At 67.4% G+C, this 11932-nt stretch carries 9 protein-coding genes and 1 pseudogene; 5 read left to right on the top strand and 5 right to left on the bottom strand.

The genetic code is table 11. The annotated features are described in order from the left end of the window. Together A5663_RS04370 and uvrB are read right to left on the bottom strand one after the other, a co-directional pair. A partial coding sequence (locus tag A5663_RS04370) for an MFS transporter (protein WP_068144333.1) occupies nucleotides 1-1124 on the bottom strand: 1124 nt, incomplete at its 3' end. A gap of 4 nt (nucleotides 1125-1128) precedes the next feature. Further along, the gene (uvrB, locus tag A5663_RS04365) at nucleotides 1129-3279 is read right to left on the bottom strand and encodes an excinuclease ABC subunit UvrB (RefSeq protein ID WP_068144329.1); all 2151 of its coding nucleotides are present in this window, start codon (nucleotides 3277-3279) and stop codon (nucleotides 1129-1131) included. Nucleotides 3280-3337: 58 nt separating this feature from the next. On the opposite strand from uvrB, the gene A5663_RS04360 reads away from it, so the two are divergent. Both A5663_RS04360 and A5663_RS04355 read left to right on the top strand, forming a co-directional pair. Next, a complete protein-coding gene (locus tag A5663_RS04360; RefSeq protein ID WP_197503289.1) occupies nucleotides 3338-3844 on the top strand; it encodes a DUF402 domain-containing protein in 507 nt (168 codons plus the stop codon). A 38-nt stretch (nucleotides 3845-3882) separates the two neighbouring features. Next, nucleotides 3883-4347 (top strand): hypothetical protein, encoded by a 465-nt coding sequence (locus A5663_RS04355; RefSeq protein ID WP_231976674.1) that lies wholly within the window; start codon nucleotides 3883-3885, stop codon nucleotides 4345-4347. Here A5663_RS04355 and coaE read toward each other — a convergent pair. Further along, nucleotides 4347-5288, bottom strand: a pseudogene (coaE, locus tag A5663_RS04350) (dephospho-CoA kinase); the annotation flags it as partial. The gene A5663_RS04355 and the pseudogene coaE sit on opposite strands and share 1 nt — an antisense overlap. 28 nt (nucleotides 5289-5316) lie before the next feature. Next, nucleotides 5317-6759: a 30S ribosomal protein S1 gene (gene rpsA, locus A5663_RS04345; protein ID WP_068144322.1), complete on the bottom strand. Its 1443-nt coding sequence runs from the start codon at nucleotides 6757-6759 to the stop codon at nucleotides 5317-5319. Between the two features lie 159 nt (nucleotides 6760-6918). Here rpsA and A5663_RS04340 point away from each other — a divergent pair, with 159 nt between their 5' ends. Then, entirely contained in the window at nucleotides 6919-8046 is a 1128-nt protein-coding gene (locus A5663_RS04340) for a PrsW family intramembrane metalloprotease (RefSeq protein WP_068144319.1), read from the top strand. On the opposite strand, the gene polA is transcribed toward A5663_RS04340, so the two are convergent. Then, nucleotides 8043-10703 carry a DNA polymerase I gene (polA, locus tag A5663_RS04335; protein ID WP_197503288.1) on the bottom strand — a complete coding sequence of 887 codons (2661 nt, stop codon included), beginning with the start codon at nucleotides 10701-10703 and terminating at the stop codon, nucleotides 8043-8045. The genes A5663_RS04340 and polA overlap by 4 nt on opposite strands. Before the next feature lie 126 nt (nucleotides 10704-10829). On the opposite strand from polA, the gene A5663_RS04330 reads away from it, so the two are divergent. After that, nucleotides 10830-11267: a Zn-ribbon domain-containing OB-fold protein gene (locus A5663_RS04330; RefSeq protein WP_068144314.1), complete on the top strand. Its 438-nt coding sequence runs from the start codon at nucleotides 10830-10832 to the stop codon at nucleotides 11265-11267. After that, nucleotides 11264-11932, top strand: a 669-nt coding sequence (locus A5663_RS04325) for a lipid-transfer protein (RefSeq protein WP_156744327.1), incomplete at its 3' end; no start/stop codon positions are given. The genes A5663_RS04330 and A5663_RS04325, both read left to right, overlap by 4 nt.

The raw sequence follows: 11932 nt of genomic DNA, 5'->3' as shown, positions 1-11932 counted from the left end.
CTGCTCGGCTCCGGAGTCGTTCTGGTGGCGGCATTCCTGTTCGTCGACCGCCGCATCGCCGCCGCCAGGGCGAGGCCCGCAGCCATCACCGCAGGAGCGACCGCGACGGTCCACCGGATGGTGCGCGCGTTGGCCATCGAGGCACTGCCGATCTCACCGACCGTCCAGCCGACGGCCAGTCCCGCGCCGAGGAAGCCGGCGGCCACAGGTGTCAGGCCCGCCAGTCTCTGCCCGAACAACGGCACGTACATGTCCGCCATGGTCGCGGCCATCAGCACACCGAGGGTGAGGTAGATCCACTTCAACGGTCCGCGGCCGAAGGCGCTGGGCGGCAACACTCCGGCGGCGATGCGGCGGTCGACGAACAGGAATGCCGCCACCAGAACGACTCCGGAGCCGAGCAGCGCGGCGGTGAGCCGCACATCTTCGGGCACCCCGGCCGCACTGACCGCCAGCGCCGCGACACCCAGCAGCATCAGCGACCACACCGGGACCGGCGTCGTCGCGACATCGCCGTCGGCGACGCGACGCGCAGACAAAGCCAACGGCACCAGCACGCCGATGGCCGCGGTCAGGAGGGCGAGCGCTCCGAATGCCCAACGCCACGAACCGAATTGGGAGAACAATCCGCCCGCGGCCGGACCGAGCAGCGTGCCCACTCCCCACATCGCCGACACCAGCGCCGATGCCTTGGTCCACAACCAGGTGGGCAGCGCGGTGTTGATGACCGCGTAGCCCAGGCCGGCCAACAGCCCGCCCGCCAGCCCTTGCACGGTGCGGCCGACCAGCAGCAGCTCCATGGTCGGCGCAGCCGCACACGCCACGCTGCCCGCGCCGAACACGCTGAGCGCCAACAGGTATGACGACCGAGGGCCCAAGCGCATCAACGTCGAGTGCACAGTGGTGGCCGCGACCACCGAAGCGACGAGGTACACCGTCGTCACCCAGGCGTACCACCGCTGGCCGCCGATATCGGCGACCGCGCTCGGCATCAGGCTGATGGTCAGAAACTCATTGGTGGCGTACAGCGCGACCCCGCCGGCGAGAACCGTGCTGGCGCCGAGGTACTTCGGCCCCAGCAGATCGCGCCAGCGGCCAGGGGCAGACGTCGCGGCGCCGGTCACGCGCTCACTTCAAGCCTGCGGCGTCCATGCCGCGCAGTTCCTTCTTCAGGTCGGCGATCTCGTCGCGGATGCGCGCGGCCAACTCGAACTGCAGATCGCGGGCCGCGGTCATCATCTGCTCGGTCAGTTCCCTGATGAGGTCGGCCAGTTCGGCGCGCGGCATGTTCGACGTGTCGCGTCCTTCGATGATGCCGGCGCTGACGGCGCGACCGGGCTCACCCTGTGCGCGACGTCCCCGCGACGCGTTGCGGCCCGAGCCGCCGACCTCAACCTCGTCGGCCTCCCGGTAGACCTGATCGAGGATGTCGGCGATCTTCTTGCGCAACGGTTTCGGGTCGATCCCGTTGGCCTCGTTATAGGCGATCTGCTTGGCCCGCCGGCGTTCGGTCTCGTCGATGGCCTCGCGCATCGAGTCGGTGATGTTGTCGGCGTACATGTGCACCTCGCCGGACACGTTGCGGGCGGCGCGGCCGATCGTCTGGATCAGGCTGCGGGTGGAGCGCAGGAAGCCTTCCTTGTCCGCGTCGAGGATCGACACCAGCGACACCTCGGGGAGGTCGAGGCCCTCTCGGAGCAGGTTGATGCCCACCAGCACGTCGTATTCGCCGAGGCGCAGCTGGCGCAGCAGTTCGACGCGGCGCAGCGTGTCCACCTCGGAGTGCAGGTACCGCACGCGGATGTTCATCTCGAGCAGGTAGTCGGTGAGGTCCTCGGCCATCTTCTTGGTCAGCGTGGTGACCAGGACACGCTCATCGCGCTGGGTGCGCTTGTTGATCTCGCCGATCAGGTCGTCGATCTGCCCCTTCGTCGGCTTGACCACCACCTTCGGGTCCACCAGCCCGGTCGGGCGGATGACCTGCTCGACGAATTCGCCGCCGGACTGGCTCAGCTCGTACGGCCCTGGCGTCGCCGACAGGTACACCGTCTGCCCGATCCGGTCGGCGAACTCCTCCCAGGTGAGCGGGCGGTTGTCGACCGCCGAGGGCAGCCGGAACCCGAAGTCGACGAGGTTGCGCTTGCGCGACATGTCGCCCTCGTACATGCCGCCGATCTGCGGCACCGTCACGTGCGACTCGTCGATGACGAGCAGAAAGTCCTCGGGGAAGTAGTCCAGCAGCGTTGCCGGCGCGGAGCCGGCCGGCCTGCCGTCGATGTGGCGCGAGTAGTTCTCGATGCCGGAGCAGAAGCCGACCTGACGCATCATCTCGACGTCGTAGTTGGTGCGCATGCGCAGCCGCTGCGCCTCCAGCAGCTTGCCCTGGCCTTCCAGTTCGGCCAGCCGCTCCTCGAGCTCTTGCTCGATGGTCGAGATCGCGTGCGCCATCCGCTCCGGGCCCGCGACGTAGTGCGTGGCGGGGAAGATCCGCAGCGAATCGACTTTGCGCACCACATCCCCGGTCAGCGGGTGCAGGTAGTACAGCTCCTCCACCTCGTCGCCGAAGAACTCGATGCGAACGGCCAGCTCCTCGTAGGACGGGATGATCTCGACGGTGTCACCCCGCACCCGGAACGAGCCGCGGGTGAACGCCATGTCGTTGCGGGTGTACTGGACGTCGACCAGCAGCCGCAGCAGCGCGTCGCGCGGCACCTCCTGGCCCACCTTCAACTCCACCGACCGGTCCAGATAAGACTGCGGCGTGCCCAGACCGTAGATGCACGACACCGACGCCACCACGACCACGTCGCGGCGCGACAACAGGCTCGAGGTCGCGGAGTGCCGCAACCGCTCGACGTCGTCGTTGATCGAGCTGTCCTTCTCGATGTAGGTGTCGGTCTGGGCGATGTAGGCCTCGGGCTGGTAGTAGTCGTAGTACGAGACGAAGTACTCGACAGCGTTGTGCGGCAACATCTCCCGTAACTCGTTCGCCAGCTGCGCGGCCAACGTCTTGTTGGGCGCCATCACCAGGGTCGGCCGCTGCAGGCGCTCGATCAGCCACGCCGTCGTCGCCGACTTACCGGTGCCGGTGGCGCCCAGCAAGACCACGTCGTGTTCGCCCGCCCTGATGCGGCGCTCGAGGTCCTCGATGGCGGCGGGCTGGTCACCGGCAGGGGCGTACTGGCTGACCACCTCGAAGCGGCCGCCGGTGCGCACGACGGAGTCGACGGGGCGATACTCCGAGTGCGCGAGCACGGGGTGTTCAGTAGCGAAAGCCATAATTCACCAGGGTAGAACCGATCACCGACAGGTTCTGTTCCCGCACTATCCTTGACCCATCCACGCACCCAAACACGAGACGTTCGACCTCGTCGCCCGCACCAACACCGATCCGAAGGGCATCGTGCGGGCGGTCGACGTCTACACGGTCCGGCCGTGGGGGCTGTACCTGGCCCGGCCCACCCCCGGCCGCGCCCAGTTCCACTACCTGGAGTCGTGGCTGCTGCCGTCGCTGTATCTGCGCGCCACGGTGTTCCACTTCAGCCCCGGGCACGAACGCGACCAGGACTTCTACCTCGACGTCGGCCGGTACACGCCCGGCCGTGACGTGTGGCATTCCGAGGACCACTACCTCGACCTGGTGGTCCGCACCGGTCGGGCGGTCGAGCTGTGCGACGTCGACGAACTGCTCACCGCGGTACGGCACAACCTGCTGACCCCTGAGACCGGCGAGCACGCCGTCCAGGTTGCGGCGTCCGCGATCGACGGGCTGGCCCGGCACGGCTACGACCTGAACCGCTGGCTGGACAGCCGAAGGATAGCCCTCACCTGGCAGCGATCTTGAATTTGCCCGCGCAGGCGCGGACGGTAGTCTCTGCTCACGTGAGTCACACCAAGCGCACCCGCAGCGCCGGCGCCGCCGCCGCAGCCATGCTGCTGGGGTCGCTCCTGGTTCCCGCCGTCGCCGCGGCGCAACCCGAGCCCACGATCCTGCACAACGTCATCTACCGCGCGCGCGCCGACGGCACCTCCCGTGGCGCTGTGGTCGCGTACAAGATCGACGACCAGAACGTCAACAGCGCGCAACCCACGCTGCTGCCCGGGCAGACGTTCGAGGTGAACGCCGTGCTGGCCGATCCCAAGCTGGCCGGCATGGAGATCTCGATCGAATGGCCGTACGGCTCCAATCTGCACTGCGAAATCCTCGTGGACGACCAGATCGTGGCCAAGGCCGACCAGTTCATCGCACCGCGGCTGCTGCGCCCGAAGGACGATCCGATGTACGGGGTGCTGCAGTGCGGTGCGCCGCTGAACATTCCGGGCGACGCTACCCCGCCTGCGACTTAGCCGTCGACCCGCAGGTAGACGTTAGTCGGCCGGCCCGGATCGGCCGAGCGGTGGATGCGCGGGGCGTCGGACGCTTCGGTGTCGGCACGGACGTAGCCGGCCGTCGTCAACGCATCGCACAGGTCGTCGGCGTCATCGAGTGAGCCGACCGTCACCTGGACGTCGATCACATCCTCGGTATCGGTGCCGGGTACCGCGGTCGGACCGACGTGCTCGACGCGAACAGCGCGGTGCCCGCATGCGGTCTGTAGCCGCGCGACGATTCGGCGCGCCTGATCGGGCCACGTCGGGTCGTAGGGCACGACGACGGGTTCGCACTGCGCGGGCCGACCCTCGTGCAGGTTGTGGGCGAAGGGCAGGATGCGCTCGTGCCACAACTGCCGGGCCGTCTCGACGAGCTGGTCCGAGGTGCCCGAGTTGTCCAGCCACACATCGGCAATCGCTCGCCGCTGCTCCTCGGTTGCCTGCGCGGCGATGCGGGCCCGGGCGTCCTGCTCGGTGAAGCCGCGGTGCTCGATCAGGCGTTTGACGCGTAGGTTCTCGTCGGCGTGGACTATCACCACCAACGGAAACATCGGCGCCATACCGGATTCGACGAGCAACGGGATGTCCTCGACGATGACAGCGTCATCGGCCGCCGCGGCAATCAGCTCCGAACGCCGTTGTCCGACAAGCGGATGCACGATGCCGTTCAGCGTCTGGCGCTTCTCCTCGTCGCTGAACGCGATCGCCGCCAGCGCAGGCCGGTTCAGTGACCTGTCCTCAGCGAGGATCTGCTCTCCGAAGGCGTCGACCAGCTTGGCCAACCCGTCCGTACCCGGCTCCACGACCTCGCGGGCGATCACGTCGCCGTCAACGACGATGCCCCCGAGTTCGCTGAACGTCGAGGACACCGTCGATTTCCCGGCACCGATGCCACCGGACAGCCCTATGCGCAACACCGCACCAGTCTGTCAGGGCCCCCGCGGGTCAGGCGTTGCCTGCGAGCTTCTCCCGCAGCGCCGCGAGCTGGGCGTCGCTGGCCAGCGATCCGCCCGCAGACGGCTCCTCGCCCCGCGACGTGCCGTTGGATGCCGGTCGGCTGTCGGCTTCTGCTTCGGCAGCGGCGAACTTCTCCATCTGCGCGGTGTGCATCTTGTGCCGGCGCTCGGCCTCGGCGTAGCGGGACTCCCACTCCTCACGCTGCTTCTCGAAACCCTCGAGCCATTCGTTGGTCTCGGAGTCGAAGCCCTCCGGGAAGATGTAGTTGCCCTGCTCGTCGTAGCTGTCGGCCATGCCGTACTTGCTGGGGTCGAACTCCTCGGTGTAGTCCTCGTTGGCCTGCTTGAGGCTCAGCGAGATACGACGGCGCTCCAGGTCGATGTCGATGACCTTGACCATCGCGTCGTCGCCGACCTGCACCACCTGATCGGGCACCTCGACGTGGCGCTCGGACAGCTCCGAGATGTGCACCAGGCCCTCGATGCCCTCCTCGACGCGCACGAATGCGCCGAACGGCACCAGCTTGGTGACCTTGCCCGGCACGATCTGGCCGATCGCGTGGGTGCGGGCGAAGTGACGCCACGGATCTTCCTGAGTTGCCTTGAGCGACAACGAAACCCGCTCGCGATCCATGTCGACGTCGAGCACCTCGACGGTGACCTCGTCGCCCACCTGGACCACCTCGGACGGGTGGTCGATGTGCTTCCAGGACAGCTCAGAGACGTGCACCAGGCCGTCGACGCCGCCGAGGTCGACGAACGCGCCGAAGTTGACGATGCTGCTGACCACACCTTTGCGGATGGCGCCCTTCTGCAGCTGGTTGAGGAACTCGCTGCGCACCTCGGACTGGGTCTGCTCCAGCCAGGCGCGGCGGGAGAGCACGACGTTGTTGCGGTTCTTGTCGAGCTCGATGATCTTGGCCTCGATCTCCTTGCCGATGTACGGCTGCAGATCGCGGACGCGACGCATCTCCACCAGCGACGCCGGCAGGAACCCGCGCAGGCCGATGTCGAGGATCAGGCCGCCCTTGACGACCTCGATGACGGTGCCCTTGACGGCCTCGTCCTTCTCCTTGAGTTCTTCGATGGTGCCCCAGGCGCGCTCGTACTGGGCGCGCTTCTTGGACAGGATCAGGCGGCCTTCCTTGTCCTCCTTGGTGAGGACCAGGGCTTCGACCTCATCGCCCACGGAAACGACCTCGTTGGGGTCGACGTCGTGCTTGATGGACAGTTCGCGGGAAGGAATGACACCTTCGGTCTTGTAACCGATGTCGAGCAGGACTTCGTCACGGTCAACCTTGACGATGGTTCCCTCGACGATGTCGCCATCGTTGAAGTATTTGATTGTTTTGTCGATGGCGGCAAGAAAGTCCTCGGCCGAGCCGATGTCGTTGACGGCTACTTGCGGCGAGGTGACGGAGGGACTTGGCATGTGGTGGGTTGCTCCGGACAGGTTTGATCGTAGGGACTGGAGTTATTGGTGTTACCTGCCGCAGAAAACGTGAGAACCACAGACAGGTACCCGTAGAGGCTACTCGACTGGGCACATGCTGGACAAACCCGGTCCGCGCCCGGCCGTTAGTCTCCTTACGTGATCGCACCTCCGCTGCAGCGCAAGGTCCGCAAAGTCGGCGCACCGCTGGCTGTGCTGATCCTGCTGGGCACCGTCGCGGGGCTGATCATCGTCGGGCTCACCGCGCTCAACCCGGTCGGCGCCGGGATCGGCCTGGTGCTGTCCAGCCTGGCGATGGTGGTCGTGGTCCTGGCCTACCTGTGGCTGGACCGCTGGGAGCCGGAGCCGCCCCGCCTGCTGAGCTTTGCGTTCCTGTGGGGCGCATCCGTCGCCGTGGTGATCTCGGTGCTCCTCGGGCTCTTCCTCGAGTCACTGATCGTGAGCGGGGAGACCGACGAGGTCAGCTGGGTGTCGGTGGCCGTGCTCGCGCCGGTGATCGAGGAAGCCGCCAAAGGCGCCTTTCTGCTGGTCATGATGACCGGCCGGCGCCGCAACGAGATCAACTCGCTGACGGACTGCCTGGTCTACGCCGGGCTGGTCGGCGCCGGTTTCGCCTGGCTGGAGGACATCCTCTACATCGCCAGCGGCGAGTCGCTCGGCGACTCGTTGCTGACCGCTGCCATGCGGCTGATCATGGCGCCGTTCGCGCATTCGCTGTTCACCACGTTCTTCGGGGTCGGCGTGTACTTCGCGCTGCAGCGCCGCGGCGCAGCGGCCAGATGGGGTTACGTGCTGGCGGGTTACTTGGCCGCGGTCGTCACTCACGGGATGTGGAACGGCTCGTCGCTGCTGGGCGTCGGTTGGTACTTCGGGGTCTACCTGTACTGGATGGTGCCGCTCTTCGCGTTGGCGATCGTGCTCGGCGTGCAGAGCCGGCGCCGGGAGCAGGCGATCGTCGCGGCCAAGCTGCCCGGCATGGTGCAGGCGGGGCTGGTGACCGCGAACGAGGCCACCTGGCTGGGTTCGATGCGGCACCGAAAGCTCGCGATCGCTCAGGCCACCCGGTACGGCGGACGACCCGCGGGTAAGGCGGTCAAGCGGTTCGCCGCCCAGGTCGTCGAGCTGGCGTTCGTCCGCGATCGGATCGACCGTGGTTTCGGCGACCCGCGGGTGCAGGCGATGCTGGTTGAAGAGGCCTACGCGGTCCACGCGGCGAGAGCGACCGCTCCGGTTCTGCAGGGATTGGCGGGCTACCGAGCCGGCTAGTGCGCCGCCGCGTCCCAGCTGCGGCCGTATCCGACCGAGACCTCCAGCGGTACGTCCAGCGGGTACGCGTTGCCCATCTGCTCGCGGACCAGCGCTTCCACGGCATCACGCTCGCCGTCGGCGACCTCGAGCAGCAGCTCGTCGTGCACCTGCAACAGCATGCGCGACGCCAGCCCCGACTCCTTGAGCGCCGTGTCGACGTTGATCATCGCGACCTTGATGATGTCAGCGGCACTGCCCTGGATCGGCGCGTTGAGTGCGGCCCGCTCGGCGGCCTCGCGCACGTTGCGGTTGCTGCTGTCCAGTTCCGGCAGATAACGCCGCCTGCCGAAGACCGTGGAGGTGTAGCCGTCCTTGCGCGCCTGGTCGACGACGTCGCGCAGGTAGTCGCGCACTCCGCCGAACCGGTCGAAGTACTGGTCCATCTGCACCTTGGCTTCCTCGGTGGAGATCTTGAGCTGGGCGGCGAGCCCGTAGGCGCTCAGCCCGTACGCCAGCCCGTAGGACATCGCCTTGACGCGGCGGCGCAGTTCCGCGGTCACGTCGTCGATAGGCACCGAGAACGCCCGTGACGCGACGAACGAGTGCAGATCTTCGCCGGTGTTGAAGGCCTCGATCAGGCCCTCGTCTTTCGACAGGTGCGCCATGATGCGCATCTCGATCTGGCTGTAGTCGGCCGTCATCAGCTCCGAGTAGCCCTTGCCGACGACGAACGCGTCGCGGATGCGGCGGCCGGCGTCGGTGCGGATCGGAATGTTCTGCAGGTTGGGCTCGGTGGACGAAAGCCGACCCGTCGCAGCGATGGTCTGGTTGAACGTGGTGTGTATCCGGCCGTCGGCGGCCACCGAGTTGAGCAGCCCGTCGACGGTGACCTTCAGGCGCGTCGCGTCGCGATGGGTCAGCAGATGCTGCAGGAACGGATGGCCCGTCTTGTCGAACAACGACTGCAGCGCGTCCGCATCCGTGGTGTAGCCGGTCTTGGTGCGCTTGGTCTTCGGCATCTCCAGCTCGTCGAACAGCACCACCTGTAGCTGCTTCGGCGAGCCGAGGTTGATCTGCTTGCCGATCACCGCGTATGCCGCCTCGGCGGCGTCACGGATCTGGTCGGCGAACTCGCTTTGCAACTGGCCGAGCTGCTCGAGGTCCACCGCGATGCCCGCGTTCTCCATCTCGGCAAGCACCCGCTGCACCGGGAGCTCCATGTTGTTCAGCAGCGCCAGCGAGTCGATACGGGCGAGCTCCTCGTCGAGCGCATCGGCAAGATCCATCACCGCGCTGGCCCGCAGAATCAGCGTCTGCACCGCCTGGTCGTCGACCCCTTCAGTGTCGTCGAGCAGCGAAAGTTGTTGCTGTTCGGGGTTTTCCGCGCGGAGCTCCCGTTTCAGGTAGCGCAAAGACAGGTCGTCGAGCGCGAAGCTGCGCTGCCCGGGCCGCACGAGATACGCGGCGAGCGCGGTGTCCGAGGTGACGCCCGCAAGGGTCCAGCCGCGGCCCTGCAGGTCGTGCATCGCGAGTTTCGCCTCATGGAGTGCCTTGGGCGGTCCGGGGTCCGCCAGCCACGACGCCAGCGCTGCGCTGTCCTCGTCGGTCAGCGTGGCGGTGTCGAGGTAACGCCCGTCCCCGTCCACGGCGACGATCGCGAGCGCGGTCGCGTCCGCGTCGAAGGCCAGATGGGTGCCGACCACCGCCAGCCCGAACCGTTCGCCCGAACTGCGCTCTGCCAGCCACGCCGCGAGTTCCCCCGGCTCCAGGGCGCGTCCGCGCACGTCGAACCCCTGGTCCACCTCGGGATCCGCGGACGCGAGCGTGTCGAACAACCGGTCCCGCAGCACCCGGAACTCCAGGTCGTCGAAGAGCCGGTGGATCTGATCGCGGTCCCACGGCTGCATGCGCAGAGTGTCCGGCGTCTGCGGCAGCGGCACGTCCTTGACCAGGTCCGTCAGTTCCCGGTTGAGCACCACGCTGGACAGGTTGGCCCGCAACGCGTCACCGACCTTGCCCTTCACCGAGTCGACGTTGTCGACCAGCGACTGCAGCGACCCGAATTCGGCGATCCACTTCGTCGCCGTCTTCTCCCCCACCCCGGGGATGCCGGGCAGGTTGTCGCTCGGGTCGCCACGCAACGCCGCGAAATCCGGGTACTGCTGCGGGGTCAGGCCGTACTTGTCCAGCACCGCGTCCGGCGTGAACCGGGTGAGCTCGCTGACGCCCTTGCGGGGGTAGAGCACCGTGACGTCATCGCTGACCAGTTGCAGCGAGTCGCGGTCCCCGGTGACCACCAGTACCCGGTAGCCGCCGTGCTCGGCCTGCGTGGCCAGCGTGGCGATGATGTCGTCGGCCTCGAAGCCGGGTTCGGCGAGCACGGTGATGCCCAGCGCGCCGAGTACCTCCTTGGTGATGTCGATCTGGCCGCGGAACTCGTCCGGGGTCGACGACCGGCCGGCCTTGTACTCGGGATACTTGTCCGCCCGGAACGTCTGGCGCGAGACGTCGAAGGCGGCCGCGATGTGGCTGGGCTGCTCGTCGCGCAGCAGGTTGATCAGCATCGCGGTGAAGCCGTAGACGGCGTTGGTGGTGAGCCCGCCCTGCGTCTTGAAGTTCTCGGCGGGCAGCGCGTAGAACGCCCGGTATGCGAGCGAATTGCCGTCCAGCAACATCAGTGTCGGCTTCTGGTCCGTGGCTGCGCTCACGGCCCTACTCTAAGCACCGGCGGTGACATCGCCGCCGTCCCACTCAACTGGAACACGTTTCAGTTTCTGCCTTGCCCTCGGTACGCTGACCGGGTGTCGACTTCCACTGCGCCCGCCATCGAAGGCTGGTTCGCCACCGACGGATCCGGCGAGGCCTATCTGATCGGCGGCAGGTGCCACCAGTGCGGGACCTACGTGTTTCCGCCCCGCGCGAACAACTGCCCGAACCCGGCGTGTGACGGCGACGAGTTGGCTCAGGTGCCGCTCTCGCGGCGCGGGACGCTGTGGAGCTACACCGAGAACCGCTACGCTCCGCCACCGCCGTATCCGTCGCCGGATCCCTTCGAGCCCTTCGCCGTTGCCGCGGTGGAACTCGCCGACGAGGGGCTGATCGTGCTCGGCAAGGTTGTCGAGGGAACGCTGGCCGCCGACCTCAAGGTCGGCATGGAGATGGAGCTGACCACGATGCCGCTGTTCGTCGACGACGACGGTGTCGAGCGCGTGGTGCACGCATGGAAGGTGGCGGAATGAGTACCGGAACTCCTCAACCGCTGTACATCCTCGGCGCGGGCATGCACCCGTGGGGCAAGTGGGGCCGCGACTTCACCGAGTACGGCGTGGTCGCCGCGCGCGCCGCGTTGGCCGAGGCGGGGCTGGACTGGCGCCAGATCCAGCTGGTCGCCGGCGCCGACACGATCCGTAACGGCTACCCGGGCTTCGTGGCGGGTTCGACGTTCGCGCAGAAGCTGGGCTGGAACGGCGTGCCCGTGTCGTCGAGCTACGCGGCGTGTGCCAGCGGCTCGCAGGCACTGCAGAGCGCACGCGCGCAGATCCTCGCGGGCTTCTGCGACGTGGCGTTGGTCATCGGCGCCGACACCACGCCCAAAGGTTTCTTCGCCCCGGTCGGCGGCGAGCGTAAGAGCGATCCGGACTGGCAGCGCTTCCACCTGATCGGCGCGACGAACACGGTGTACTTCGCGCTGTTGGCGCGTCGCCGGATGGATCTGTACGGTGCCACGCTCGAAGACTTCGCCGCGGTGAAGGTGAAGAACGCCAAGCATGGCTTGGACAATCCGAACGCGCGCTACCGCAAGGAAGCCACGATCGACGACGTGCTGGCCAGCCCAGTGGTGTCGGACCCCCTTCGGCTGCTTGACATCTGCGCGACGTCGGACGGCGCGGCGGCACTGGTGGTG

It is taken from the genome of Mycobacterium sp. E740, assembly GCF_001672895.1.
In the GTDB taxonomy this organism is placed as follows: Bacteria; Actinomycetota; Actinomycetes; order Mycobacteriales; family Mycobacteriaceae; genus Mycobacterium.
The sequence above is the reverse complement of the archived record's forward strand: the minus strand, read 5'-3'. Positions and strand labels throughout refer to the sequence as shown.